General features: G+C 63.8%; 25 protein-coding genes. 13 read left to right on the top strand and 12 right to left on the bottom strand.

Annotated elements, in window-relative coordinates; translation table 11 throughout:
• Positions 1–19: 19 nt before the first annotated feature.
• The 6 genes from IRZ77_RS02980 to ku all read left to right on the top strand — a co-directional run bounded on the left by IRZ77_RS02980 (position 20) and on the right by ku (position 6,270).
• Positions 20–1,354, top strand: coding sequence for an iron-containing redox enzyme family protein (locus tag IRZ77_RS02980; protein WP_196172811.1), 1,335 nt, complete (start codon positions 20–22; stop codon positions 1,352–1,354).
• On the top strand, positions 1,354–2,307 hold the full coding sequence (locus IRZ77_RS02975; protein ID WP_108480853.1) for a methyltransferase: 954 nt from the start codon (positions 1,354–1,356) through the stop codon (positions 2,305–2,307). The genes IRZ77_RS02980 and IRZ77_RS02975 overlap by 1 nt, the downstream gene beginning before the upstream one ends.
• A 6-nt stretch (positions 2,308–2,313) precedes the next feature.
• Entirely contained in the window at positions 2,314–3,420 is a 1,107-nt protein-coding gene (locus IRZ77_RS02970) for a carboxylate-amine ligase (RefSeq protein ID WP_108480854.1), read from the top strand.
• A gap of 56 nt (positions 3,421–3,476) precedes the next feature.
• Positions 3,477–4,064: a 5'-methylthioadenosine/S-adenosylhomocysteine nucleosidase family protein gene (locus IRZ77_RS02965; protein ID WP_108480855.1), complete on the top strand. Its 588-nt coding sequence runs from the start codon at positions 3,477–3,479 to the stop codon at positions 4,062–4,064.
• A 405-nt stretch (positions 4,065–4,469) separates the two neighbouring features.
• A complete protein-coding gene (locus IRZ77_RS02960) occupies positions 4,470–5,375 on the top strand; it encodes an SDR family oxidoreductase (RefSeq protein WP_046614176.1) in 906 nt (301 codons plus the stop codon).
• A gap of 73 nt (positions 5,376–5,448) precedes the next feature.
• Positions 5,449–6,270 carry a non-homologous end joining protein Ku gene (gene ku / locus IRZ77_RS02955; RefSeq protein WP_153671343.1) on the top strand — a complete coding sequence of 274 codons (822 nt, stop codon included), beginning with the start codon at positions 5,449–5,451 and terminating at the stop codon, positions 6,268–6,270.
• Between the two features lie 315 nt (positions 6,271–6,585).
• On the opposite strand, the gene IRZ77_RS02950 is transcribed toward ku, so the two are convergent.
• Genes IRZ77_RS02950 through ligD form a run of 5 tightly spaced genes read right to left on the bottom strand, consistent with a single transcriptional unit; the run spans position 6,586 to position 12,195 of the window.
• The gene (locus IRZ77_RS02950; RefSeq protein ID WP_108480857.1) at positions 6,586–7,245 is read right to left on the bottom strand and encodes a glycosyltransferase; all 660 of its coding nucleotides are present in this window, start codon (positions 7,243–7,245) and stop codon (positions 6,586–6,588) included.
• Complete coding sequence (locus IRZ77_RS02945) at positions 7,242–7,841, bottom strand: class I SAM-dependent methyltransferase (RefSeq protein WP_108480858.1); 600 nt, start codon at positions 7,839–7,841, stop codon at positions 7,242–7,244. Before IRZ77_RS02945 ends, IRZ77_RS02950 begins: the two co-directional genes overlap by 4 nt.
• A gap of 11 nt (positions 7,842–7,852) precedes the next feature.
• Complete coding sequence (locus IRZ77_RS02940; protein ID WP_046614172.1) at positions 7,853–8,608, bottom strand: PIG-L deacetylase family protein; 756 nt, start codon at positions 8,606–8,608, stop codon at positions 7,853–7,855.
• Positions 8,605–9,648, bottom strand: a complete 1,044-nt coding sequence (locus IRZ77_RS02935; protein ID WP_046614171.1) for an acyl-CoA dehydrogenase family protein — start codon at positions 9,646–9,648, stop codon at positions 8,605–8,607. The genes IRZ77_RS02940 and IRZ77_RS02935 overlap by 4 nt, the downstream gene beginning before the upstream one ends.
• 54 nt (positions 9,649–9,702) lie before the next feature.
• Positions 9,703–12,195 (bottom strand): DNA ligase D, encoded by a 2,493-nt coding sequence (ligD, locus tag IRZ77_RS02930; protein ID WP_153671342.1) that lies wholly within the window; start codon positions 12,193–12,195, stop codon positions 9,703–9,705.
• Between the two features lie 128 nt (positions 12,196–12,323).
• On the opposite strand from ligD, the gene IRZ77_RS02925 reads away from it, so the two are divergent.
• Both IRZ77_RS02925 and IRZ77_RS02920 read left to right on the top strand, forming a co-directional pair.
• Positions 12,324–12,800: a phosphotransferase system, HPr-related protein gene (locus IRZ77_RS02925; RefSeq protein ID WP_108480985.1), complete on the top strand. Its 477-nt coding sequence runs from the start codon at positions 12,324–12,326 to the stop codon at positions 12,798–12,800.
• Positions 12,797–13,021, top strand: a complete 225-nt coding sequence (locus IRZ77_RS02920) for a metallothionein (protein WP_025339091.1) — start codon at positions 12,797–12,799, stop codon at positions 13,019–13,021. The genes IRZ77_RS02925 and IRZ77_RS02920 overlap by 4 nt, the downstream gene beginning before the upstream one ends.
• 193 nt (positions 13,022–13,214) lie before the next feature.
• Here IRZ77_RS02920 and IRZ77_RS02915 read toward each other — a convergent pair whose 3' ends face one another.
• From IRZ77_RS02915 to IRZ77_RS02895, 5 genes are read right to left on the bottom strand one after another with little or no spacing between them, the layout of a single operon-like run.
• Positions 13,215–13,643 carry a hypothetical protein gene (locus tag IRZ77_RS02915; RefSeq protein ID WP_108480984.1) on the bottom strand — a complete coding sequence of 143 codons (429 nt, stop codon included), beginning with the start codon at positions 13,641–13,643 and terminating at the stop codon, positions 13,215–13,217.
• A 34-nt stretch (positions 13,644–13,677) separates the two neighbouring features.
• Entirely contained in the window at positions 13,678–14,625 is a 948-nt protein-coding gene (locus IRZ77_RS02910; RefSeq protein WP_085598963.1) for a lysylphosphatidylglycerol synthase domain-containing protein, read from the bottom strand.
• Positions 14,625–15,827 (bottom strand): cardiolipin synthase ClsB, encoded by a 1,203-nt coding sequence (gene clsB / locus IRZ77_RS02905; RefSeq protein ID WP_108480983.1) that lies wholly within the window; start codon positions 15,825–15,827, stop codon positions 14,625–14,627. The genes IRZ77_RS02910 and clsB overlap by 1 nt, the downstream gene beginning before the upstream one ends.
• A complete protein-coding gene (locus tag IRZ77_RS02900) occupies positions 15,824–16,609 on the bottom strand; it encodes an endonuclease/exonuclease/phosphatase family protein (protein WP_046614165.1) in 786 nt (261 codons plus the stop codon). The genes clsB and IRZ77_RS02900 overlap by 4 nt, the downstream gene beginning before the upstream one ends.
• Entirely contained in the window at positions 16,606–17,523 is a 918-nt protein-coding gene (locus IRZ77_RS02895; RefSeq protein WP_046614384.1) for a DUF72 domain-containing protein, read from the bottom strand. Before IRZ77_RS02895 ends, IRZ77_RS02900 begins: the two co-directional genes overlap by 4 nt.
• Before the next feature lie 166 nt (positions 17,524–17,689).
• Between IRZ77_RS02895 and IRZ77_RS02890 the strand changes: the two genes are divergently transcribed.
• Positions 17,690–18,064 carry a low affinity iron permease family protein gene (locus IRZ77_RS02890; protein ID WP_046614164.1) on the top strand — a complete coding sequence of 125 codons (375 nt, stop codon included), beginning with the start codon at positions 17,690–17,692 and terminating at the stop codon, positions 18,062–18,064.
• Positions 18,065–18,086: 22 nt separating this feature from the next.
• Entirely contained in the window at positions 18,087–18,638 is a 552-nt protein-coding gene (locus IRZ77_RS02885; RefSeq protein WP_196172809.1) for an ATP-dependent Clp protease proteolytic subunit, read from the top strand.
• A 227-nt stretch (positions 18,639–18,865) separates the two neighbouring features.
• Here IRZ77_RS02885 and IRZ77_RS02880 read toward each other — a convergent pair whose 3' ends face one another.
• Both IRZ77_RS02880 and IRZ77_RS02875 read right to left on the bottom strand, forming a co-directional pair.
• Positions 18,866–19,264, bottom strand: coding sequence for an NUDIX hydrolase (locus IRZ77_RS02880; RefSeq protein ID WP_196172808.1), 399 nt, complete (start codon positions 19,262–19,264; stop codon positions 18,866–18,868).
• Between the two features lie 81 nt (positions 19,265–19,345).
• Positions 19,346–23,128 carry a CheR family methyltransferase gene (locus tag IRZ77_RS02875; protein ID WP_108480981.1) on the bottom strand — a complete coding sequence of 1,261 codons (3,783 nt, stop codon included), beginning with the start codon at positions 23,126–23,128 and terminating at the stop codon, positions 19,346–19,348.
• 275 nt (positions 23,129–23,403) lie between these two features.
• Between IRZ77_RS02875 and IRZ77_RS02870 the strand changes: the two genes are divergently transcribed.
• The 3 genes from IRZ77_RS02870 (at position 23,404) to IRZ77_RS02860 (ending at position 24,744) form a co-directional block, all read left to right on the top strand.
• Positions 23,404–23,613: a con-10 family general stress protein gene (locus tag IRZ77_RS02870; RefSeq protein ID WP_003259459.1), complete on the top strand. Its 210-nt coding sequence runs from the start codon at positions 23,404–23,406 to the stop codon at positions 23,611–23,613.
• 166 nt (positions 23,614–23,779) lie between these two features.
• The gene (locus tag IRZ77_RS02865; RefSeq protein WP_108480980.1) at positions 23,780–24,049 is read left to right on the top strand and encodes a DUF6555 family protein; all 270 of its coding nucleotides are present in this window, start codon (positions 23,780–23,782) and stop codon (positions 24,047–24,049) included.
• Positions 24,050–24,201: 152 nt separating this feature from the next.
• Entirely contained in the window at positions 24,202–24,744 is a 543-nt protein-coding gene (locus tag IRZ77_RS02860) for a helix-turn-helix domain-containing protein (protein WP_108480979.1), read from the top strand.
• Positions 24,745–24,846: the final 102 nt, after the last annotated feature.

The raw sequence follows: 24,846 nt of genomic DNA, 5'->3' as shown, positions 1-24,846 counted from the left end.
CGCGGACAAGGACTACGGCATGACGGTAATGACCCGCAAGACCGGCGCGGTGATACCGGCTTCGGCAAATGGGCCAAGCCTGAAGGAGCGTTACCACAAGTTGCTCATGGGCCACGACGCCACGAGCGCAGCGTGGCTGAGCGAACAACTGGCACGCGCGCAGCGTTTGCCGGATGACCTGCCTGCCGATCCTGCTCAGCTGGAGGCGTGGAGCGCTTGCCATGCAAGCCGGGTGGCCGAAGCCTATGCCAGTTACCTCGAGCAACGACGCCAAGGCGCACCGCGGCGCTATTTTGCCAACCGCGCCCAGGCTTTGTGGTTCCTGCAACAGGTGGCGCCCACCAAGGCAGTGGACGGGGCATGGCTGCACAGTACCTTGCGACATTGGGGCGATCCGCGTTATCACGGCCTGATTCGCACCTATCTGGAAGAATTGGGCGGCGGTGATCCGCGCTGTAACCATGTGCTGATCTACCAACGGCTGTTGAGCCGGCTGGGTTGCCTGGGTTTGCCTGAGCTGGACGACCAGCGTTACCTGCAAGGGGCCTTGCAGTTGGCATTGGGGCGCCACGGGGATGATTTTCTTCCCGAGGTGATCGGCTACAACCTGGGCTATGAACAACCACCGTTGCATCTGCTGATTACCACCTACGAACTGGCGGAAATGGGCATCGATGGCCATTATTTCCAGCTTCACGTGACCATCGACAACGCTGCCAGCGGGCATGCGCATCTGTCCATCCAGGCGCTGCGCCAACTCTGCCCGGCCAACGACGCTGGCCAGTTCTACCAGCGTGTGCGCAGCGGGTACCGCTTGAACGACCTGGGGCTTGATACCCCCAGCCTGATCAGCAGCTTCGATCTTGAATCCGAGTTGCTGTCGGCACTGGAGCACAAGCGCAATTTTGGCCAGTTCATGCATTCCGACCATTGCCGCTTGCAAAAGCGCACCATCAACCAATGGCTGGCCGAGCCCGGCGCCATGCCCGCGTTTGTGCAGGCCCTGCAGGCACAGGGCTGGATCCGCCGCGGTGAAGCTCCTGCCAACAGCCGCTGGTGGGCGCTCATCGACGGTCCCTCGGCACCGATGTATGGGGTGTTCACTGCCTATGAAAAACAACTATGGCACGACTGGATCGCGGCAGGCTGGCAAGCCCGGGGGCGCCGCGTGCTGCCTGGCAGTTGGGAGGTGCAAGTGCATTCGGATGACGCGCTTGCAGCTTCTGCCCCGGACGCCGATATCGAGAGCTTGATCGACACGATGTCCGGTAACCGCCATGCAACACCGGAAGGCTTGCTGGCCACTCGGCGCTACCTGCGTGCTACCGGCCTTGTACAGGAGGTGACCCGCTGATGCTTCTCGATCCGCAACAGATTCAGGCTGACCAGGCAATGCTGCGATTGGGCAGGCGCCTGCGCGCCGACGGCTACCACTTCACCTGCGTCACCCCGGCAACCCATGCTCGCGTGAATGCGCGCCCGGATGCCAGGCAGGCCCGGACAGTGCGCGATGTGTTCGGCTGGAACCGTCCGTTCTGTTCATCATTGGTTTCTGCCGATGAGCTGGATCAGATGCGGCAGGCCCAGGTTCTCGAGGAGCACGGTGATTTGTTGATCAGCAGCGTGCGCTGGTCCACGCTCGACGACCTGCTGCTGGTGCACTCTGCGTACCCCACTCAACAATCCGACGCGGTGTTTTTCGGCCCCGACAGTTACCGTTTCGCCCAAGTCATCCAGGATCACCTGCAACGTACCCCAAAGCGCGTCGAGCATGCGGTGGACATCGGTTGCGGCACGGGTGTCGGCGCCTTGCTGATTGCCAGGGCGGTTCCCCATGCCCAGGTCAGCGCCGTGGATATCAACCCGCTCGCGCTGCGTTACACTGCGATCAACGCGGCATTGGCGGGCCTGAGCAATGTCTCCGTGGAACCTAGTGACCTGCTCGGCGGCATTACCGGCCTGTTCGACCTTATCGTTGCCAACCCGCCATACATGCTCGATGCCAGCGAACGTACCTATCGGCATGGTGGCGGTTCGCTCGGTGCGCAGCTTTCGCTGCGGATCGTCGAACAAGCCTGCGAGCGGCTCGGCCCAGGGGGCTCGCTACTGTTGTATACCGGAGTGGCGATAGTCGACGGCCGAGACGCCTTGCTCGAAGCCATCCGCCTGCGCCTGGCAGGCCCGGAATGGTCCTGGGTGTATCGGGAAATCGACCCGGACGTGTTCGGCGAGCAACTGAGCGAACCCGGTTACCAGCAGGTCGAGCGCATCGCCGCGGTGGTGCTCACAGTTACCCGCAACAGCTGAGGCAGCATGGCCCGACCCTGCACGTTCGGCATCGAGGAAGAATACCTGCTGGTGAACCTGGACACAGGGCAGGTGCCAGCCACGCCTTCGCCAGCTGTGTTCGAGCGTTGCCAGGAAGCCTTGGGCCAGCATTTTGCCCAGGAAATGTTCCGCAGCCAGATCGAGGTGGCCTCGCCGGTGTTCGCCAACCTGTTCGAGGCACGCGAGTTCTTCCAGCACAGCCGCCAGCGGCTCAGCACCGCGCTGGCCGAAGAGGGCATGGGCCTGTACGGTGCGGCAAGCCACCCCAACGGCGCCTGGCTGCGGCAGAAACCTGCCACCCCGGCGCATTACCAGCAACTGTTCGCTGACTACCGGCAGGTGGCGCGGCGCAGCCTGCTCAACGGCCTGCATGTACACGTGGGCGTACCGCCAGGTTGCGACCGCATGCAAGTGATCAACCGTGTATTGGGCTGGTTGCCCTTGTTGCTGGTGCTGAGTACGTCATCCCCGCTGTGGGAAGGCCAGTGCACCGGCTACATGAGCTATCGTCGGGTTATTTGCGGGGAGTGGCCGCACATGGGCTTGCCCGAGCCTTTGCCGGACTGGGCCGCCTACGAGCGCTACCGCGCCTTGCTGCAACGCACAGGGTCGCTGGCCGCAGATGGCGACTTCTGGTGGGCGATTCGGCCTTCGCGGCGCTTCCCGACGGTCGAACTGCGCATCTGCGATGGCTGCCCGCGGCTTGAGGATGCGCTGTGCATCGCCGCGCTGTTTCGCCACTTGGTCGAGCACAGCATCGTGTACCGGCATGACCCGGCAGCCTGCAACCGCGAGCTGCGCTGGATCACCCAGGAAAACTACTGGCGCGCCATGCGCCATGGGCGCCGGGGCGAGTTCGTTGGCCTGCATGAGCAACAGCCCGTCACGGCCGAAGGGTGGTTGGCCCAGTTGCTGGAGCAGGTACCGATCGACACCGTAGACGCCGAACGCGCCTTCCAGCATGCACAACGCCTGCTGCGCGACGGCACCCATGCCGACCAGCAACTGCGATGCCTGGCCGAGGCCAGTGCTGCCGGCTTGGGCAAGGCGCAGGCGTTAAGGGCCGTGGTGGCCGCCGGGGCTTGCAATTAGCCAGGGTTGGCCGAAAATGGCCGCGCCTTTCGCAGCCACCCGGAACCACCAGCGCCATGATGCTGATCAAGCAATTCCCCGACATTTCCCTGGACGACACGTTGTTTGTCTTCGCCCTCGAAGCCGAGGCCGGCGATGTATTCGCTGACGTCAACACCGTGTTCACCGGTATCGGCAAGGTCAATGCCGCCATCGCCCTGACCAAGGCCATTGCCGCGCGCCGGCCCAGGCTGATCGTCAACCTCGGCTCGGCCGGCAGTCAGCGCCATGGCAAGGGCGAAGTGGTGTGCTGCACCCGCTTCGTGCAGCGCGACATGGACGTGACCCCGCTGGGCTTCGCTCGCTACCAGACGCCTCTGTCGGACATCCCGGTGGTGTTGGAGCATGGGGCGCAGATCCCCGGCCTGGCCCTGGAGACCTGCGGCAGTGGCGACAGCTTCGAGATCAACCATGGCGATGCACCTTATGACGTGGTCGACATGGAAGCCTACGTGCTGGCCCTGATCGCACGCGGCGAAGGCATCCCGTTCGTGTGCCTGAAGTACATTTCCGATGACGCCGGCAGTGACGCGGCGCAGGACTGGGCGGTGCAGGTGCACCTGGCGGCCGAGGCTTTCAGGCGGGTGCTGTTCAGCCAGGCGTGATTGCTGGCAGGCGCTGACACTTGCCTTGGCCTTATATTCGGTCCTTTGAACTCAGGGGAAGCGGAGGCAGTGGTCACGGAGGTGATGGCGGTTGGTGGCTATGGTGGCCCTGGGGCCGGCGATGGTGACCCTGGTGGCATGGCCGGCAGAGGCCCAGGCGATGCGCATGACAACGACAACGATGCGGCAGTTGCGGTACGGAACTAGTCGCTTTGAGTGACGCGTTGACCGCTGGTCGGTGTATGGGCCAGTTGGAAAAAACCATCGATGGCGGTTTACCTCGAAATCTGTAGAGCGGCCTTCGCGGGCTGGCCCACCTCCACAGGACTACCACCAGCTTCAATACCTGTGGGGGCGGGCCAGCCCGCGATTGGGCCAATACCGGTTTCACCAGAGGAGTGCCCCATGCCCAGCAAACCCCACGACCAGTTCAGCATGCAGAACCCGCTGACCCAGTACCCGCACCCGCCGTTCCCGGCCCAAGGCCAGCCAGCACCGGGGCTGGACGCCAACATGCACCCCGAGCCAGACCATGGCGAAACCACCTACAAGGGCTTTGGCCGGCTGGCAGGGCGCAAGGCGCTGATCACCGGTGCCGATTCGGGCATCGGCCGGGCCGTGGCCATCGCCTTCGCCCGAGAGGGCGCCGACATTGCCCTCAATTACCTGCCTATCGAACAACCCGACGCCCGCGAAGTCATCAAGCTGATCGAAGCAGAAGGCCGCAAGGTGGTGGCTATTGCCGGTGACCTTAAGGATGAGCAGTTCTGCAAGGAGCTGGTCGATCAGGCCCACGAGCAGCTCGGTGGCCTGGACATCCTGGTCAACGTCGCCGGCAAGCAGGAAGCGCGCAAGGACATCAGCCAGGTCAGCCACGAGCAGTTCGACCACACCTTGAAAACCAACGTCTACGCGCTGTTCTGGCTGTGCCAGGCGGCCGTGCCGCTGATGCCGGCGGGGGCGACCATCATCAACACCGCCTCGATCCAGTCCTATCAGCCTTCAGCCACCTTGCTCGACTATGCCACCACCAAGGCCGCGATCGTCGCCTTCACCAAGGCCTTGGCCAAGCAGGTGATCGAGCGCGGTATCCGGGTCAATGCCGTGGCCCCTGGTCCCATCTGGACCGTGCTGCAGCCCAGCGGCGGTCAACCACCAGAGAAAATCCCCGACTTCGGCGCGCATACACCGATGAAGCGACCGGGGCAGCCCGCCGAATGTGCGCCGGTTTATGTGTTGCTGGCCAGCCAGGAATCCAGCTACATCACCGGCGAGGTGTTTGGCGTGACGGGTGGCAACCCGCTGCCGTAGGGCGGGGCGGCTAAACCTTCGCCGCCCGTTGCAGTCGATTCAGGTATTGGCAGGCAACCCTGGGAGCAGCTTCATGGCTAGGGCAATCTGGAAAGGCGCCATCAGTTTCGGCCTCGTGCACATCCCCGTGGCCCTCAATACCGCGGTGCGCACCGAGCGGGTCGATTTTGACTGGCTCGACAAGCGCAGCATGGAGCCGGTCGGCTACAAGCGGGTGAACAAGGTCACCGGCAAGGAAATCGACAAGGACAACATCGTCAAGGGCGTCGAGTTCGAGAAGGGCCGCTACGTGGTGATCAGCGAGGAGGAAATCCGCAAGGCCCGCCCCGAGGCGACCCAGACGATCGATATCTTTTCCTTCGTCGAAGCTGGCGAGATCCCGCTGCAGCACTTCGACACGCCGTACTACCTAACCCCCGACCGACGTGGCGGCAAGGTATACGCCTTGCTGCGCGAAACCCTGGCGAAAACCAGCAAGGTGGCGCTGGCCACGGTGGTGCTGCACACCCGTCAGCACCTGGCGTTGTTGCGGCCACTGGACGACGCGTTGGTGATGATCACCCTGCGCTGGCCGGAGGAGGTGCGCGGGCTGGAAACATTGGAACTGGACAGCAGCGTCACCGAGGCCAAGGTGGACAAGCGCGAACTGGACATGGCCAAGCGCCTGGTGGAAGACATGAGCGGCCCTTGGAAGCCGGCGGACTACCACGATGCCTTCCGCCAGACCATCATGGACCTGGTGGAAGAGAAGGCCAGCAAAGGCAAGATCGAGACCGTGGAGAAGGGCGAGGCGACGGAAGCGGGGAAAAGCGCCGACATCCTCGACCTCACCGAACTGCTCAAGCGCAGCCTCGGTGGCAAGAAGCCGGCGAAGAAGACACGCAAGGCGTCGTGAAAGGAATCGTTACCGCAAGCCAGCTCGCATGGAACTGTACATAACGCGGCCCCCTGTGGGAGCGGCTTTAGCCGCGAACACCGGCGCAGCCGGTGCCATGCACCGCGTTGAATTCTTCGCGGCTAAAGCCGCTCCCACAGGTACAGCGTTGCTCTCGAAGTTGTCGCTGTACCTGTGGGAGCGGCCTTGTGCCGCGAAAGGGCCGCAACGCGGCCCCAGGATTGATGCGCAACAGTTGAAATTGCTGGGGCTGCTTTGCAGTCCTTTCGCGACACAAGGTGCGCCCACAGGGATCCCGCCGCTTGCGAACCAGGATCAGACCTGCGTCTGCAACCCCGCCAGATAATCACCAAACCCTTCGCGCGCGCGGCTGTGGCGCCGGCTGCTGGTGGCCACGCTGTGCCTGGCGGTCCATACGATCTGCGCACCACTGGCCTCCAGGGCGCTGACCAGTTGCACATCCTCATGCGCCGCCAGTGGCTGGAAGCCGCCTACGCGGTGGTAGGCATCGGTACATACCCCCAGATTGGCCCCGTGCACGTGACGATGCCCCTCACGCGCCTGGTAACGGCTGTGGTACAGCTTGCGCAAGGCGGCTCTCTGCCAGGGTTGCCAGTGCTCGACATGCACCGTGCCGCATACGACCTCGGCATCACAGGCCAGTTGAGAAAGCAGCCAATGTTCCGGCACACGGCTGTCGGCATCGGTGAACGCCAGCCATTTCGCGCCGCGCTCGGCCATGTATGCCGCGCCCACCCGGCGGGCAAAGCCTACATTGCCGGCATCCACCGCCAGCATCTGTACACCGAAGCGCCTTGCCACGGCGGCACTGCCATCACTGCAGCGGTCCAGTACCACCAGTACCTCGACCCGATGCCCCGACTGCCGAGCCTGAAGGGCGGCAGCCTGCATTGCGCGCAGACACCGCCCCAGGTGTCGGGCCTCGTTGTGCGCCGGAATGACCACCCCAATCATGGGCAGGTCTCGTCCAGGTCGACCACGCTGGGCTGAGCGGACCAGTACTCCAGTAGGAAGTCCGCCTCGTCATGCTGGAACTGCAGATACAGCGGAAGGTGCCGCGCCAGCATGCGGTGCACTTCACGCCCGTCCTGCGGGCAGCCGGCGATGGGATGCTTCCAGTGGCAGGCCAGCAGCCCGCCGTCGTAGGTCAGGCTGGCCACCGACTGTTCGATCACCTGCAACCAGTCGGTCGGGTCCAGGTAGTAACCCACTTCGCTCAACACGATCAGGTCGAAATGCCCACGCGGCCAGTCCGCCGGCAGCCGCGCCAGCTCCACCGAGACATTGCTCAGCTCAGCCAAGCGTTCACCGGCCAGCGCTACCGCAGTAGGGTCAAGGTCCTGGCACAACAGGTCGGCACAACGCTCGGCCAGCAAGGCGCTGAGCTCGCCATTGGCGCAAGCCGGTTCGAACACGCGCTGGTAGCACTGGCGCGGCAGGCTGGCCATGACCAGCTCGCGCTTGCGCTTTTCGTACCAGCGCGTGCGAAAGGCCCAAGGGTCTTCACTGCTGGCGTACAGGTCGGCGAAATACTGTGGGTCGAGGCTCATGACAACTCCATTTACAGGAACACCAGTTCGAAAGGTTGCAGCAGGCAATCCAGCAAATTCGGCGGCAGTACGGGCGGGCGCTGGCCATCCGGCTCCAGCTGGCTGACATGGGCGGCCAGGGCCTTGCGCTTGCGGGCCAGGCTGGCCTCGTCCAGCTGGATGCGGTGAGCCCTTGGCCAAGGCAGGCGCGGGTCGTCCGGTCGCGCCCAGTGCCAGGCCCACACGGGGACCTCCAGGCATTGCACCTTGCGCACCCGTGCTGCCTGCGCCGCAGCCCGGCCCACTGCCTCGTGGTCACAGTGGCCATCGCCGCTCCAGGTTGCCATCAGCAGGTCGTCAGGCCGAAGCAACTGGCTCAGGTGGTTGAGCAGAAATGCCTCGTCACGTGGCAACGCGCCATCCTTGAGGTGAAGCCGCCGCCAGTCCAGGCGGCCGAGGTCGAGGTCAAGCTGTTGCAGCGCATGGCGGCTCTCCAGCGGCCTTTGCCGGCGCAGGCGGTGCTCGCTCCAGTGGGTCGAGCCTGGGTGGCTGGCTTCACCATCGGTGGCGGAGATCAGCACTAGGTCGTCTTCCCGGCCATGGAAGCCCGCCAACAACCCACCGGCCATGAGGATCTCGTCATCGGGGTGCGGAGCCAGCAGTACCAGGCGACGGCCCGGCGGGCACAGCTGCTGCGGAGTGACCCAGGTGGCCCTGGCCAGGTGCGCAGCCTGCTGCCAGGCCGCCCACGGCGTACCGCTGTTCGCCTGGATCAGGTTCTCGCTCATAGCTGCCAGACTCCCGCCGGCTGTTGTGCCAACTGCTCACCGAGCGCCGCCAGGTCGCGCTCGGCGTGGCTCTGGCGCAGGAACACCGGCAAGTCCGCGCTCAGCCGGGCAAAGTGGTTGTCGCGGCAGAAAGGCGTAGCGCCCAGCGCCCGGCCAACGTGGTGGATCACCTGTTCCACCGCCTGTTCCACCTGGGCGCGGGTGCGCCGCACTTCGAAGCTGGCGTCTGCGCCTGGTTGGTGGTCGATCCACGCCGCGCATTCGCGCAGTGCCGCCCTGGCGCCGTACAAGGCGGCATCGACCGCACCCAGGTGAGCATCGGCGTGTGGGTCGGGGCGGGGGTTGCGGCAGTGTTCACGCAGGTAGTCGGCCAAGGCTTCGGCGGCGCCGTACCAGCATGCCGCAATGCCGGCACCGCCATGCCAGAACCCAGGGCGTGACAGGTATTGCCCGGGACGGCCAATGGCGATGCCAGGGGTTTGGTTGAATTCAACTTCGACACTGGCGGTGGTGGCCATACCAATGGCCTGCCAGCGGTCTATGGCAAGGCCCTGGCTGGGATGGGACAGTTCGATGGCCACCAGCTGGGGCTGGTCGTGCTGGTCCCAGGCCGTGACCAGCGCCCGGTCGATCTGCAGTGCGCCCGAGCACCAGGCCTTGCGCCCCTCCAGGCGGACCTGGTCGCCATCACGGGCCACGATGCGGGCGCGGGCATCCGGCGGTTCGGCGGCCCACACGCCCCATATACCCTCGGCGGCGTGGTGTGCAGCCGCGCATTCGGCAAGGATCGCCAACGCGTCCGTGTGGCCCTCGTACAACTTGGCCAAGGCCAGGTCACAGCCTGCCACCCGGGCCAGTGTTTGCCAACGCCGTAGCGTGTTGCCCTGACCGGGCAGGGGCAGGAGGTCGAGGTGGTCGGCTTGCAGTGCCTGGATCAGTTGCGGCAACTGGGTATCCAGGTTGAGCGGTTGCTGCCGCTCGCCGAAGGCACGCAGCAGGCGATCGAGGTTGGTCAGGTCAAAATCCTGGACGATGCTCATGGGCTCGGCTCCTTGGTGAGGCTCTGCGGGCGCAGCGCTGCAGGCAAGCCGTCATCAGGCCAGCCCCAGCTGCTTGCGCATGGCCACGGTGATCGATTGCCTTGTCTTGCCATATTCCGCCCACGGGTCGTCCACATCGCCCAGGCGCTCAAGCACGTTGCCGATGTTCCACTGGTTGGCGCCCTTGAGCTGCGGCAGTTCCTCACGCCAGATCGGCACGGATACCGGCAGGCCTTCGCGGGCGCGCAGGGTATACGCGCAGGCGGTGGTAGCACCCTTGCCGTTACGCAGATAGTCGATGAAGATGCGCCCGATTCGGTTCTTGGGCCCGGACACGGCACTGAGCCTGTCTGGGAACAGCCTGGCCAGGTAATCGACTATGGCGTGGCTGAACGCCTTGACCTCATCCCAGCTGGCCCGCCGGGTCAGGGGCACGACCAGGTGCATGCCTTTGCCGCCACTGGTCTTGATAAACACCTTCAGCCCCAGTTCATCCAGCAAGGTCAGGGCCAGCTGGGTGGCTTCGAGCATGGCTTTCCACGGCAGTGCCGGGTCCGGGTCCAGGTCGAGGACGAAGCGGTCGGGCTTGTCGAAGTCCTTGTCGGTAGCGTTCCAGGTGTGCAGCTCGAGCATGTTCATCTGCACGGCACCCAGCAGGGTGTCGGCGCGGTTGATGACCATCGCCGCCTGGCCGGCCTCGGCCTTGTCGTAGCTGAGCACGTTGGGCAGATGCAGCTGGCCGGCGTTCTTCTGGAAGAACAGCTCCCCGGCCAGGCCGTCCGGCGCGCGCACCAGCGCCACCGGGCGGTCCTTGAGCTGGGGCAGGATCCACTGGCTGACTGCGGCATAGTACTCGGCGACCTCTCGTTTGGTTACGCCACTGGTGGGGTCAATCACCCGCTCGGGGTGAGTCAGGCGAAGTTCGCCCAAGGGCTCGGGGGCCTTGGCCTGATTGCGCTTGGGCAGGGTCTTGGCGGGCATGCGGCGCTCCAGGTCGATGGCAGTAGCCGGTTTGTCATCGCGCAGGCCGTGGAACACCGAATGGCGCACGATGCCGTCACGGGTCATCTGGGCGTAAGCGACTTCAGCCAGCAGTTGCGGTTCAAGCCAGTGCACGCCTCGGGCTTCGGCCCCTGTGGGCGGGTTGGGTAGGGCCGGCCTGGCGATTTCCAACGGTTTCAGCCGGGCATGGATGCTGGCCAGAGTGGTGGCACTGAAGCCGGTACCGACCTTGCCGGCATAGCGCAACTCGCCGCTGTCGTGGTCGTGCAAGGCCAGCAGCAGGGCGCCGAAACCGCTGCGGCTGCCTTTGGGGTCGGTGTAGCCGACGATCACGAACTCTTGGCGCTGCTTGCACTTGAGCTTGATCCAGTCGGGGCTGCGGCGGCCGCTGTAGGGGCTGTCGACACGCTTGCCGATCAGGCCTTCGAGTTGCAGCCGGCAGGCGCTGTCGAGCAGGGATTCGACGGGCTGGTCAAAGTCGGCGGAGTACTTGAGTACATCCGACTCGTTGTGTTCCAGCAAACGCTGCAAGGTGGTGCGTCTGTCCTGCAGCGGTAACTGCCGCAAGTCCTGGCCGCCCAGGAAGGGCAGGTCGAACAGGTAATAGGTGATGTGCTCGTCGTGCTCGGTGTCGAAAGCGTTCTGCAGCGCCTGGAAGTCCGCCGCGCCGTCTTCGCCGGCCACCACCACCTCGCCATCGAGCCAGCCCGAATCGATGCCCAGCGCACGCAAGGCGGCAACCTGCCTGGGCATCTTGCCGCTCCAGTCATGGCCGTTGCGGGTGAACAGGCGCACGTCATCACCGTCGATGCGGGCAAGGATGCGGTAACCGTCGAATTTGACCTCGTAGCGCCAGTCGCCACTGGGCGGGGAGTCGACCAAGGTCGCCAGTTGTGGCTGCAGCTGCGCAGGCAAAGGCAGCTTCCGGCCTTTGCTGGCAGTTTTGCGACGCGGCGCGGCGGCCTTTTTGGCTGCCGGCTTGCGTGGCACCAGCGTGCGGTCGCTGAGCACGCTGTCGGGCAGGGCGTCGACGATGCTGTAGTCGGCTTCGCTACGCGCCTGGCCGTCATGCGACTTGACCAGCATCCACTGCTCCTTCTTGCCGGCCAGGTGAGTGCGGAACAGGTTCCATACACCGCTGAGCTTTTCGCCTTGCAGGCGGAAACGCAGCTTGCCCTTGGCATAGGCCTCATGCGCATCCCCTTCGGGCTCCCAGATGCCTCGGTCCCACACGATCACGTCGCCTGCGCCGTAGTGGCCTTCGGGGATATGGCCTTCGAAGTCGGCGTAGTCCAGCGGGTGGTCCTCCACGTGCACGGCCAGGCGGCGCACCTTGGGGTCCAGCGACGGCCCTTTGGGGATGGCCCAGCTTTTCAGCGTGCCATCGAGCTCCAGGCGGAAGTCGTAGTGCAGGTGGCTGGCGTCGTGCTTCTGGATGCAGAACTGCAGCGCATGGGCACGTTTGCCACGGCTGCGCTTGCCGCTGGGCTCGGGCGTGGCATTGAAGTCGCGCTTGCGCGCATATTCCTGCAGGGGCTTGGCCATGACGGGCTCCGGGCGGTTCGCAGTCTCTAATCTGGGAGGCAACAGCCCGAGCGGTAGTTCAAAAAAACTCTGAATCTTCCAGCAGCAGGTGCAGTCGACCGAATGAACCCACCTGACGGAGAACGCACATGGCCCGAGCAGATGAACCGAAGCCATATACTCCCACTGAAATCGACGACACCGAAGACCGCATGGGTAGCGTGCATGAACTGGACTTCGACGAGCGCCTGGATGAACGCGAGGGGCGTGTGGGTGACGAGCGACCGGCCGCGGACGTGGCACGCGAGTTCCCACCGCGGCGCGTGGCCGAAAGCGGCATGACCGGCGGCGAGGCGTTGAGCGATAGCCTGCACGAGGACAACGTCACCTACGACGACCTGAGCCCGGACACCCTGCTGGACGAAACCGGCGCCCGCGACCCGCACGAACCGGGCGGCAGCGGCGGCCCTGCAGACAAGACCCTGAGGCGGGTCGAAGCCAATGAGATTGGCGGCGGCATAGGCCTGGACGAAGCCGAACTGGCCCGTTCCGCGCCGCTGGATGGCGAACCGTGGACCGATGACGTGATCGATGACGTGATCGATGACGAGGAGAGCAAGCCATGAACGAGGTACGTTGTGCCTGTGCTCATTGTTCCTGCACCGTGGATGCCAATGCCTTGCAACTCGAAGGCAAGGTATATTGCTGCGAGGCCTGTGCCAGCGGGCATCGCAATGGCGAGCCGTGCCGGATGCCTGATTGCCACTGTGGCGAAAAGACGGGGGAAAGCGCGGTGGACAATGCGCTGGACGAGACCTTCCCGGCGAGTGACCCGATTTCGCCCTGAAACATCGCCGTCCCATAGGTTCTGCATAGGTCTATAGGGCTGTGATGATCCTGTGGGAGCGGCCTTGTGTCGCGAAAGGGCCGCAAAGCGGCCCCGGCAATTTTCCGTGCGAAGCTGAAATCCTGGGGCCGCGCTGCGGCCCTTTCGCGACGCAAGGCCGCTCCCACAAAAAGCAGCGCGCGAGCCTGCAGAATCAGTGAGTCTGCCAGATGCCGTTGTTACGCTCGCAATCGGTGCGGGCCTGGCCCAGGCTGGGGGTGTCGTAGTAGTAGGTGATCACTCGCGCATCCTTGGGCAACGCCGGTTTGTCACCGCCAGCCGCCTTGGGGTTGGCCAATGCCTCCTGGGTCAACGGTGCGATGCAGCTGCCAACGCTGCCATCCGCACAACGCGCGACCTTGTGCTTTTCACTGTTTAGCATGTCCTTGCTCTCGTTGCTGCATGACCAGTTGATCGCTTCGGCGGGCAGGTTGCTGTAGCTGTAGCAGCTGTGCCGCTCCACCGGCGTGACTGCCTCGCTGGAGGAGCGGGTGAGCACGTTGCAGGCTTCGGCCAGGGCCTGGCCGCTGACCAGGCTGGTCATCATCAGTATCAACATCGGCTTCAAGACAGCACCAGGCATTTGTCACCTCCGGGGCCAGTGGCCCTTGCCAGCTCTAGGCCGGCTTGTCACGCCGGCGCATGGCCTTGGCGCGTTTCTCCAGGATCAGGTAGGTAAGCACCGCCAGCAATAGCGGCACCAGGTAGTACAGCGTGCGGTAGCCCAGCAGGGCCGCCACCAGCGTGCCTTGCGCAAGCTGCCCGTGCAGCAGGGCCAGGAACACCGTTTCCAGCACACCCAGCCCGGCCGGGATATGCGCGACCACACCGGCAACGCAACTGATCAGCAGGATGCCAAGTATCGACGGGTAGAAGGCTTCGCCAGGCAGCAGCCAGAAGATCAGCAGTGCCATCAGCGCCCAGTTGCTGGCACCCAGTACCACCTGGCACAGCGCAAGGCGCAGCGACGGCAGCGTTACCTCATGCTCGCGCCAGCGCCAGGTTCGCTTTTTGGCGAAACCACAGGCCAACAGGTAGCCTGCGGCAATCGCCAGCAATACCAGGCCGATCAGTTGCAGGCCGGTGGCGCCCACCGCCCAGTTGGCGGGCAGCTCGACCAGGCGCAAGGCGAACACCGTGCCAGCCAGCAGCATGTAGCCCATCCAGTTGGTCAGCAGGCCCAGGGTGAGGATGCGCGTGATGGTTGCGGTGTCCAGGCCCAGGCGGCTATACAGCCGGTAGCGCAAGGCGACGCCGCCCACCCAAGTGGTGAAATTGAGGTTGAACGCATAGCACACGAAGGCCACTGGCAGCACCTGGCGAGCCGGTAGTTGGTGGCCGGTGTAGGCCCGGGCCAGCAAGTCGTAACTGGCAAATGTCAGGTAGCTGCACGCTGCCAGCACCAGGCCGATGGCCAGGGTACCGGGCTTGTAGGCCAGCAACGACTGGCGCACTTCGTTCCAGTCCAGGTTGCGCGCCAGCAGGTACAGCAGCGCAGGGATCAGGATCAGGAATGCCAGGGTGAACAGCCGTTTGCCCCAGGTTTGCCAGTGTTTTCGCGCCATCAGGTCTTGCCCTCGTGATAGTCACCCTGTGCCTCGGCCTCCGGCTGCACCGAGCGCAAGTGCTGGCGGTGCGCCGGAAACCAACCGGCAATCCGCGGGAAATGGCGAATAACGTGGAAGCACAGGAAAATCAGCGGCGCCCGCCACCAGTAACCGCGCACCATGCGTTCCAAGGTGACCGGCTTGCATTGTTCGCTGGCCAGCATCTGCAGGTGCTGGTTGAGCTGCTGGTTGAAGTCGCGGTCGCGGATGAACAGGTTGGCCTCCAGGTTGAACGACAGGCTCAACGGGTCCAGGTTGCTGGAGCCGACCGTGGCCCACTCATCGTCCACCAGCGCCACCTTGCCGTGCAGTGGCCGCTGGCAGTACTCGTGAATGGCCACACCGTCGCGCAGCAGGTAGTTGTACAGCAGCCGCGACAACGCCCGTACCCAGCGCATGTCTGGCTGGCCCTGCAGGATCAGCCGTACCTCCACGCCGCGCCGGGACGCATTGCGCAATTCACGCATCAGCCGGTAGCCCGGGAAGAAATAAGCATTGGCCACCACGATGCGCCGTCGGGCACTGCGAAACGCCTGCAGGTAGTGGGCCTCGATATCGGTGCTGCGCACCTTGTTGTCGCGCTCGACCAGCACGGCGGTGCAGGTACCGGCAGGCTCGGTCAATGGCCTTACCGCGCTGGGCGGCTGCAGCACCGGTGACATCAGGCGCTTGCTGGAGGCATGAACCTGTGCCACCACCGGGCCGACGACCTCCACGGCATAGTCCTGCTTGGCCATGGGGCCAAAGTCGCCCAGATGGTCGGCGCTGTAGTTGATGCCGCCAATGAAGGCCCGCTCGCCATCGATCACCACGATCTTGCGGTGCAGGCGCCGGAACAGGTTGGTGCGCATGCCCACCAGCCGCGGCTGCGGGTCGAAGGCATGGAAACTGACGCCGGCATCGGTCATGGCCGCAATGAATGCTTCAGGCAGGTCGGCCGTGCCGTAGCCATCCACGGCCACTTCGACGCGTACGCCGCGGCGGGCGGCATCAATCAGTACCTGCTGCAATTGCTGGCCAACCTTGTCGTCGAAGATGATGAAGGTCTCCAGCAGGATTTCTTCCCGCGCCTGGGCCATGGCCTCGAACACGCGGGGGTAGTATTGCTCGCCATTGATCAGCAACTGCACGCTGTTGCCGTCTACCCAGGGTCGGTTCACAGTTTGATCTCCGAAGCCAGAGGGGCGTGGTCGGAAAGATGCGACCACGGGTATTTCGACAGCACCTGAGCCGTACCGGGCATGGCGTTGCGCAGGTAGATGCGGTCCAGGCGCAACAGCGGCAGACGCGCCGGGAAACTACGCGCCGGGGTGCCGAAATGCTCGCCGAACGCTTCCACCAGGTGTTCGCACAGCACCGCATCGGCCTTCAGCCGCCAATCGTTGAAATCGCCGGCAACGATCACCGGTGCCTTGGGCGGCAGGCTGTCGAGCAGGTCCAGCAGCAGCTTCACCTGGCGTTGCCGGTGAGCCTCGCGCAAACCCAGGTGCACGCACACCGCATGCACCTGGTCATGGCCAGGCACTTCCAGCTGGCAGTGCAACAGGCCGCGCTGCTCGTTGCCCTGCACCGAGACGTCCAGGTTGTCGAAGCGGCTGATGGGGAATTTCGACAGCAGCGCGTTACCGTGGTCACCATGGGGGTATACGGCATTGCGACCGTAGGCGAACTGCGGCCACATGCTGTCGGCCAGGAACTCGTACTGTGGCGTATCCGGCCAGGCCGGATGGCGCAGGGCATGTTGCTGGTGGCTGCCGTGCACTTCCTGCAGGAATACCAGGTCGGCGCCGGTGGCCCGCACGGCTTCGCGCAACTCGGGCAGGATGAAGCGCCGGTTGAAGAAGGTGAAGCCCTTGTGCACGTTCAGCGTCAATACATTCAGCCGACGCACGGCAGTGACCTTGTCGATGATGCAGTGCGGGGCAGGCAGGGTCCTGTTCACAGGGTCACCTCCGGCACCACGCCAGGCTCGGTCATCAGCTCATGGTCCAGCGAGAGCTTCTGCAACAGGCGTCGGGCATCATAAGGCGCGTGGACCTTCTGGTCGTTGTCGAAGTAGCAGTAGACGTCACGGGCGGCGCGCCGCGGTGGCGGCCCTGGCACTACCAGCTGGGCATCGTCGGCCTGGCGGCCCTGGCTCCAGTGCTGGATACGCTGCTTCCAGCGCCGCAGCGCCTGGGCGGTATAGCCACTGCTGTACAGTTCGACATCGCCATGCAGGCGCATGTACACGAAGTCGGCGGTAACGTCCTCGACATAGGGCCATTTCCCGGCGCTGTCGGCCACTACCAGCGCCACACGGTGCTTGCGCAGCAGCTTGATGAAGGCTTCGCACAGAAAGCTTTCATTGCGGATTTCCACGGCGTGACGCAGCCGTGCATTGCCCTTGATGTCAGTACCACCGTTGCCCCTCAGGCGCTGCGCACACCCTAGTGCGCATTCGCGCGCTGCCTTGCGGTTGTGCGGTAGCAATTCGAGAAAACTTGTGAAGCGGGCCTCGTCGAACTTCATGTTCGGTGGAAACTGCCACAGGAATGGCCCCAGCTTCTTGCCGAGCAGCAGCGGCCCGGATGCGAAAAAATTGGCCATGGCTTCTTCGATGTCCTTCAGCCGACGTACATGGGTGATGTAGCGCGGGGCTTTCACCGCGAACACGAACCCGGGCGGCGTTTCGTCATGCCAGCCCTGGTAACGTTCGGGTGTTTGCAGGCTATAGAACGAGCCGTTGATTTCAATGCTGTTGACCGCTCGCGAAGCGAACGCCAGTTCTTCGTCCTGCGGCAGGCCCTTCGGGTAGAAATCCTTGCGCCACGGGCCGTAGCGCCAGCCGGAGATGCCGATGCGGATATCGCTCACGCTGCCTTCCTCATTGCCGGGTCCTTGTTCGGTCACTCTGAAAGTGCGACCGGTCAACAGCGGCCAGGGTTCAGCACGGTTGACCAACGGAAAAGGCTGATGCCGCGCGGAACTTTGCGGCCTGCGACGTTTCCACCGAATACCCGCTACGAGGAAGGGAGCCAGGATGAAATTCGACCGTTTCGCCCAATGGCTGGCCAATTGGGCTGGCCGCCCGCTGACCTTCGGCATCGCCTGCCTGCTTATCCTGATCTGGGCAGTGACCGGGCCGTTGTTCGGCTTCAACGACACTTGGCAACTGGTGATCAACACATCGACCACCATCATCACCTTCCTCATGGTGTTCCTGATCCAGAACACCCAGAACCGCGACAACGACGAACTGCACATCAAGATCGATGAGCTGTTGCGCACCACCCAACAGGCGCACAAGGCGCTGCTGGACCTTGAAGACATGGATCCGGCCGAGCTGCATGCCCTGCGCAAGCAGTACCGGCAGATGGCCGGGCAGGGTGACGATGCGCAGAAAACCAAGGAATGACCTGCCAACCCTGGAGGCAAGCATGGCCAGACATATCGTCCACTTTACCGGGCCCATCAATTCATCCACCTGCGGCAACCTGATCAACACCTGTTCGCGAGCCTTGCAGCAAGGCGCCGATGTACTGCAACTGAACATCGCCACCATGGGCGGCGAGTGCAGCTACGGGTTTACCTTGTACAACTATCTGCGGGCGTTACCGATCGAGGTGCACACCCACAACCTGGGCACGGTGGAATCCATGGGCAACATCCTGTTCCTGGCCGGGGAACGGCGTACGGCATGCAGTTACAGCAAGTTCCTGTTCCACCCGTTCCACTGGACCTTGCATGGCTCGGTCGACCACTCACGCATGGCCGAATATGCGATGAGCCTGGACTATGACCTGCGGCTGTACGCACAGATCGTCGCCGAGCGAACCGAAGGGGCGGACGAGGTGCTGGATGTGCCGCGGTATCTGATGGCCTACCCGCGGATACTGGGGCCACGGGAGGCATTGGCGAACGGGATGATCCATGCCGTAGACGAAATGCCGATCGAGGTGGAGGCATGTCAGTGGAGCGTGCATGCCTAGCGATTCCTGTGCCGGCCTCTTCGCGGGTGAACCCGCTCCCACAGAACCACACATGACTCATCGGTTTAGTGAGGTTCAGTAGGAGCAGCCTTGTGCTGCGAAGAGGCCGGTACTGACAAGCCTGCACGACAGCCCAGACCAAAAGTGCTGGGCAATCTCCTCAGCCACTCAACCGAACCTGTGGGAGCGGGTTCACCCGCGAAAGGGCCGGTACAGGTGGAGAAGGTCTACCTCACTGACGCTGCCGTAGCCCGGTCACAGGCCAGCAACGAACGGATCAGCAGCTTGATCTCGTCCTTGAGCGTGGGCACCTGATCCGGGTGGGCGAACCGGCAATCGGCAATTTCATGCAACGCCTTGGGATGCGGAGCATCGGCGAATTCCGCCTCGAACACATAATGCATGCGCTCTGCCGCTTCATGGCGCATCAACAGGGTCAGCGATTCTGCCTGCAACCCGGTTTCTTCAAGCAATTCACGCTCCGCTGCCTGTACCGGCGTCTCGCCGGGCTCTATCTTGCCGCCGGGCAGGGTCCAGGCGGCATTGGGCTTTCTCACCCACAACCATTTATGGGGTTGTTTGCCATGCCGGCAGATGATGGTTGCGCGATGCTTGACTGGTTTCATTCAGGCTCCTGGGCGAATCCTTGATTCCATGTAGATTCGGCCCCCGGCCGCAATGAACGTTGCGTTCAAAGCGACCAACGGTCAGTAAGGCACCGAGCCGCTCAGGGCCTCGATGGCCTCCACTAGTTCGTCATAACCCACCGGCTTGTTCAGGTGCCGGTCGAAGCCTGACTGGCGCGACTTGTGCTGGTCGGCGCTGGCACCATAGCCGGTCAGGGCGATGGCCGGGGTATGGCGCAGGTGCGGGTAGCCGCGCAGGGCCTTGATCAACGCATGGCCGTCCATTATCGGCATGCCGATATCCGAGAGGATGATGTCGTATTCCGCACCCGCAGCGGCATCCAGGGCCTCACGTGGCTTGCTGAAGGCATTGACGCTGGCACTCTCCATTTCCAGCAGCTCCTGCATTACCGCCAACACCTCTACAGAGTCATCCACCAGCAACACGCGAATTCCATCCAGGCGGCCCACGCTCAGCGGCTCCGAGCCCTGTGCACGCTGCGGGCACTGCGTATCGCAAAGGGGCAGGGTGACCGTAAAGGTGCAGCCCAGGCCAAGCCCCGGTGACGCCGCGCGGACTTTACCACCATGGGCCTCGACCAGTTGCCGTACCAGCGACAGGCCGATGCCCAGGCCTTCTCGGCTGTGGCTGGCCTGCTGCGGCGCAGCCTGCCTGAACAGGTCGAAGATATGCTCGAGGCTGTCGTGGCTCAGGCCCACGCCATGGTCGATCACTTGCAGGCGTGCGCTATCCTCGTCGTGGCTCAGCACCAGGCGTATCTCGTTGCCCGCCGGGCTGAACTTCAGCGCGTTGTTCAGCAGGTTCCAGATGATCTGCTCCAGACGGGTAACATCACCCTCGATCATCATCGGCAGGTTGTCGGCGGGCAGCTCCAGGCGAACCGGGCAGGGGTGTTGCTCGCTTGATACCACGTCATGGATGCCCTGCAGGAGGGCCAGCAGGTCCACCGGTTCGGTCTTGAGTTTGAGCTTGCCAGTGCGAATGCGCGCCACATCCAGCAGGTCGTCGATGATCCGCGCCTGACTGGTTACCGCATCACAGATGGTACCAACGGCCTTGCTCGCTGCACTGATGTTCCTCAGCGACGGCAGGCGGCGCAGGATCTCGGCATTGAGCTGGATCAGGTTGAGCGGGTGCTTGAGTTCATGGGACATGACGGCGAAGAACTCGTCCTTCATGTGGCTGGTGCTCTGCGTCTCGGCCAATTGCTTGCTCAGGCGCTCTTCGCCCAGGCGCACGCGCTCTTCGGCGGCATGGCTGCTGCTGATGTCGATGAAGGTAAGCACCGTGCCGTCGATTTTCTGCTCGCTGGAGCGGTAGGGCAGCAGGCGCGCCAGGTACCAGTGATCACCCTGGCCACCGATTTCACGCTCGATGATGGCCTCGCCCTGGGCCACCGCGCGGGCATCGTCGGCCAGTGCCGGGTAATCCAGGCGGTGGGTGATGTCGAGCAGGGAGCGGCCGGTATCGACTGGCAGGATATTGAACAGGTCGGCGGCGCGCGGCGTGAACCAGCGAATATGCAGGTTGCGGTCGACGAACACCGTGGCGATCTCGGTGCAGGCGATCAGGTTGCTGAGGTAGTCGTTGACCTTGTCGGTTTCCTCGACCTTGTTCTTCAGCTCGTAGTTGACCGTGAGCAGTTCCTCGTTGATCGACTGCAGCTCTTCCTTGCTGGTTTCCAGTTCTTCGCTGGCCGAACGCAACTCTTCGTTGATGGCCTGCATCTCTTCGTTGGAAGCCGTCAGCTCCTCGCTGGAGACCTCGGACTGCTCGATGGTTTCCTGCAGCTGCAGGCGAGTGCGCTGCAGTTCACGTTCGAGGTTGTGCAGGACCATGCTGTCAGTCTGCCGGATGACGCCGGGCAACGGCAGGGACGGGTCGGGCGCGCGCTCCTCGAACACCACCAGCAGGCAATCGCTGGCACCGAGTTCGTCCTTGTACGGCTGCACGGTGATCTCCACCTGCAGTTTGCCCATGGTTTCCGCCAGGTCGACAGGGCGCGAGGTCACCGCCTCGGTCCCCTGACGCGCCTGGAACAAGGTGCTGCGCAGGGCCAGGCGCAGGGGCGGCAGCACCAGGTTCAGCAGGCTGCGGCTCGGTTCGCCACCGGCCAGTTGCAGGAAACGCCCCACGCCTTCGCTCATGTGCAGGATATTGCCGTCGATATCGACGATCAGGCTGGGCGGCATGCGGCGCGCCAGGGCGCGGTAGTGCAGGTCGGCGAAGGATGGCTTGCGCCCCGGCTTGGCCTTGGCCAGCACATCCTGCGGCATGCTGGCGGCCGAAGTACCGGGCAGCTGGCGGCCGGAACGGTGGCCGGTATTGCTGGCATCGAGTGCGCGGAAAATGCGGTTGCGCTTGTCCACCGGGGCGAACAGTTCATTGGCCACGTCGGCCGACTCGGACGAACCGAGGAACAGGTAGCCACCCGGGCGCAGGGCGAAGTGGAACATCTGCAGGATGTCACGCTGCACCTCGCGGTCCAGGTAGATCAGCAGGTTGCGGCAGACAATCAGGTCGATCTGCGAGAACGGTGGGTCCGACAGCAGGTTATGCCGGGCGAACAGCACCTTTTCGCGAACCTCCTTGCGCACCCGGTAATGCTGGTCTTCCTTGATGAAGAACTGGCGCAGCCGGCTGGGCGGCACGTCGGTGACGATCGCTTCGGGGTAGGAGCCGCTGCGGGCGATGCCGATGGCGCGTTCGTCCAGATCGGTGGCGAACACCTGAACCTTGCACGAGCGCTGCTCAAGTGCCAGCTGCTCGCAAACCAAAATGGCCAGGCTGTAAGCCTCTTCGCCGGTGGAGCAGCCGGCCGACCACACGCGGATCTCGTCCGCGCCCTCGGCCGGGTCGCGTTCGCAGGCCAGCTGCGGCAGCACATGGCGCTCCAGGGCTTCGAAGGCTTCGCGATCGCGGAAGAAATTGGTCACGCCAATCAGCATGTCAGCCAGCAGCGCCCTGGATTCTGCAGGGTGCTGTTCCAGGTAATGCAGGTAGGCCGCCAGGTCTGCCTGGCCGGTCACATGCAGGCGGCGCTCGATGCGCCGTAGCACCGTGGCGCGCTTGTAGTGCTGGAAGTCGTGGCCGGTATTGCTGCGCAATTGCAGCAGGATCTCCTCGAGCATCGGCTCGCAGGCCTGGGCATCGCCTGCGCGGGTGCCCAAGGCTGGTGGCAGGGTGTCGTCCTCTATTTCCGGGAGCCGCACCTGGCGGGCATTGCGCCACAGCTCCAGCAGCTTCTGCGGCATTTCTGCCGCCGGCAGCACCAGGTCGACCATGCCGGTCTCGATGGCAGCGCGGGGCATGCTGTCGTATTGAGCGTCGTCCGGGGTTTGCGCCAGGGTCACACCGCCTTGCTCCTTGATCCGCGAAAGGCCCACGGCGCCGTCGGCACCGGTGCCGGACAACACCACGCAGAAGGCGTGGTCCTTGTGCACGTCAGCCAGGTCACGGAAGAACAGGTCGATGGCCACGTGGTCGCCACGGCGGCGGTTGGCGGGGGTCACGCGCAGGTAGCCGTCGTTGGTTGACAAGCGATTGGCTGGTGAAATCACGTAGATGTGGTTGCGCTCGATCGGCACCGGCTCGGTCACCTGGCGCACCGGCATCTGCGTGGTCTCCTGGATGATGCGGTCGGCGACGCTCTGGTGGTCGGGGGACAGGTGCAGGACCACGACAAAGGCCATGCCGCAATCGTTGGGCATTTGCCGGAACAACGTACAGATCGCTTCCAGGCCGCCTGCCGATGCACCGATGCCCACCACCGGAAAATCCAGGTGGCTGGGGCTGAGCGCCGGGTTCTGGGGCGAGGCAGGTTGCTTGAGGGACGACTTCATGGACGGAGCCTTGTACAGACCGGGACGTTCCGCCCTCAGCAGCATCATCGGGCGTGTGTGTGGCGGGATTATAGGCCGTCGCCATGTCATTGAGACCTCTGCTTGCGAAGGAAAGTGCGACCCAGCTGCTTATGTCACGCAAACATTTTGCCGGCCCATGTTTGGTGCCACTGGTCAGTTGCCGGCAAAACCATTGAGCAGACTCCGTGATCGGCGGCTCGGAACCAAAGCATGGCGAACATCCATGCGACCCATCCATCGCAAGGAGAAACCACATGGCGCAGGATCAAGAGCGAACCAGCCAGCGCGGCGGCACCAAGGAAACCAACCCTGGCAATTTTGCCAATGACCGGGAACGGGCCTCCCGTGCGGGGCACAAAGGCGGGCAGGCATCTGGCGGCAACTTCGCCAATGACCGCCAGCGGGCATCGGAGGCCGGGCGCAAGGGCGGCCAGAACAGCCACGGCGGGGGGCGTCAACAGTGAGTCGAGGTTGCAGGCCACCCGGTACCGCAGGTGCCGGGTGGCGGCCAAGTCCTGCGTACCGAGGCATCCAAGGCCGTTGGTCCCTCTTGTTCGACAATTTTTTGAATCTTCCGGCCGAGCCCCGATCAATCAGGGTGTCATCCATGGAGAAGAGGAGGCCCCTGCGATGCCTAGCCCACAGCTGTACATCATCGATTATCAACTGCATGGCCAGCCACGCAGTTTCATAATCCGTCTGGAAACACTGGACAATGCCGAGGCCTGGCACTGGGCGAGTTGCGATGCGGGCATCGGCATCATCCCCAAGTTCGGGCGCGAAAAAATAAGGAAAGTCAGCAGGCCGATGGCCGAGCGCTACGGGATTACCGCAGTGAGCTGGCGGGTATCCGGCGGCAAGCCGAGCCAGTCGGTCAGGGGGCCGGCGACAACAATGTGACCCCCGACTGCACAACCCGTGCGGGAGCAACTGTCTTGCCCAAATTCAGAAAGTCGACGCTATCCCTGTAGCAACGGCACAGCCGCCCCAGCATTTCCTGAGCAGTCCACGTATCATTACCCGGCTGCCTTCGCCTGGGAATCTCGCGTCACATGTTTATCCGATTGAAACTGCTGCGAAAGAAACTGGGGATGACCCTGGAGCTGCTGGCCGACAAGACCGGCATGACCAAGAGTTATCTGTCCAAGGTCGAACGTGGCCTGAATACCCCCTCGATCGCCGCTGCGCTGAAGCTGGCGCGGGCTCTGAATGTCAATGTCGAAGAACTGTTCGCCGAGGAGCAGGCCGGCCAGAGCCGCTACAGCCTGGTGCGCCATGGCGAGCGCCAGGCCTTGGTGGGTGACGGGGCCGGGCCGGGGTACGCTGCCCTCACCAGCCAGGTCGGGCAGCGCAGCCTGCTGCCGTTCCTGATCCAGCCGCCGATCGAGTTCAGCGACCCCACGTTCAAGGAACACCTGGGCGAAGAATTCCTGTTCGTCCACGCCGGCCAAGTGGAAGTGGACTTCATGAGCGAGCGCGTACTGCTGGAGCAAGGCGATGCCTTGCATTTCAATGCCCAGACACCACACCGGCTAAGGTCGGTAGGGCCACTGCCGGCGCAGTTGCTGGTCGTGGTGCACCACGCAGACGAATAAGACGCCGGGGCGCCAGAGCGCCCCGCCTTGCCTTTCTCAGGGATGAAACGTTGGCGCCACCATGGCAGCGCCTTATGCTCAACTTGTACGTCGATATTTTGA

The sequence above is a fragment of the Pseudomonas pudica genome (genome assembly GCF_015680405.1).
GTDB lineage: Bacteria > Pseudomonadota > Gammaproteobacteria > Pseudomonadales > Pseudomonadaceae > Aquipseudomonas > Aquipseudomonas pudica.
Note: the sequence above shows the minus strand (reverse complement) of the source record. Positions and strands in the feature narration are given on the sequence as shown.

Bases quoted from the DNA above. Each gene is read 5' to 3' on its own strand.
- IRZ77_RS02980 (WP_196172811.1), top strand. From the start codon at position 20: ATGACGGTAATGACCCGCAAGACCGGCGCGGTGATACCGGCTTCGGCA.
- IRZ77_RS02975 (WP_108480853.1), top strand. From the start codon at position 1,354: ATGCTTCTCGATCCGCAACAGATTCAGGCTGACCAGGCAATGCTGCGA.
- IRZ77_RS02970 (WP_108480854.1), top strand. From the start codon at position 2,314: ATGGCCCGACCCTGCACGTTCGGCATCGAGGAAGAATACCTGCTGGTG.
- IRZ77_RS02965 (WP_108480855.1), top strand. From the start codon at position 3,477: ATGATGCTGATCAAGCAATTCCCCGACATTTCCCTGGACGACACGTTG.
- IRZ77_RS02960 (WP_046614176.1), top strand. From the start codon at position 4,470: ATGCCCAGCAAACCCCACGACCAGTTCAGCATGCAGAACCCGCTGACC.
- ku (WP_153671343.1), top strand. From the start codon at position 5,449: ATGGCTAGGGCAATCTGGAAAGGCGCCATCAGTTTCGGCCTCGTGCAC.
- IRZ77_RS02950 (WP_108480857.1), bottom strand. From the start codon at position 7,245: ATGATTGGGGTGGTCATTCCGGCGCACAACGAGGCCCGACACCTGGGG.
- IRZ77_RS02945 (WP_108480858.1), bottom strand. From the start codon at position 7,841: ATGAGCCTCGACCCACAGTATTTCGCCGACCTGTACGCCAGCAGTGAA.
- IRZ77_RS02940 (WP_046614172.1), bottom strand. From the start codon at position 8,608: ATGAGCGAGAACCTGATCCAGGCGAACAGCGGTACGCCGTGGGCGGCC.
- IRZ77_RS02935 (WP_046614171.1), bottom strand. From the start codon at position 9,648: ATGAGCATCGTCCAGGATTTTGACCTGACCAACCTCGATCGCCTGCTG.
- ligD (WP_153671342.1), bottom strand. From the start codon at position 12,195: ATGGCCAAGCCCCTGCAGGAATATGCGCGCAAGCGCGACTTCAATGCC.
- IRZ77_RS02925 (WP_108480985.1), top strand. From the start codon at position 12,324: ATGGCCCGAGCAGATGAACCGAAGCCATATACTCCCACTGAAATCGAC.
- IRZ77_RS02920 (WP_025339091.1), top strand. From the start codon at position 12,797: ATGAACGAGGTACGTTGTGCCTGTGCTCATTGTTCCTGCACCGTGGAT.
- IRZ77_RS02915 (WP_108480984.1), bottom strand. From the start codon at position 13,643: ATGCCTGGTGCTGTCTTGAAGCCGATGTTGATACTGATGATGACCAGC.
- IRZ77_RS02910 (WP_085598963.1), bottom strand. From the start codon at position 14,625: ATGGCGCGAAAACACTGGCAAACCTGGGGCAAACGGCTGTTCACCCTG.
- IRZ77_RS02890 (WP_046614164.1), top strand. From the start codon at position 17,690: ATGAAATTCGACCGTTTCGCCCAATGGCTGGCCAATTGGGCTGGCCGC.
- IRZ77_RS02885 (WP_196172809.1), top strand. From the start codon at position 18,087: ATGGCCAGACATATCGTCCACTTTACCGGGCCCATCAATTCATCCACC.
- IRZ77_RS02880 (WP_196172808.1), bottom strand. From the start codon at position 19,264: ATGAAACCAGTCAAGCATCGCGCAACCATCATCTGCCGGCATGGCAAA.
- IRZ77_RS02875 (WP_108480981.1), bottom strand. From the start codon at position 23,128: ATGAAGTCGTCCCTCAAGCAACCTGCCTCGCCCCAGAACCCGGCGCTC.
- IRZ77_RS02870 (WP_003259459.1), top strand. From the start codon at position 23,404: ATGGCGCAGGATCAAGAGCGAACCAGCCAGCGCGGCGGCACCAAGGAA.
- IRZ77_RS02865 (WP_108480980.1), top strand. From the start codon at position 23,780: ATGCCTAGCCCACAGCTGTACATCATCGATTATCAACTGCATGGCCAG.
- IRZ77_RS02860 (WP_108480979.1), top strand. From the start codon at position 24,202: ATGTTTATCCGATTGAAACTGCTGCGAAAGAAACTGGGGATGACCCTG.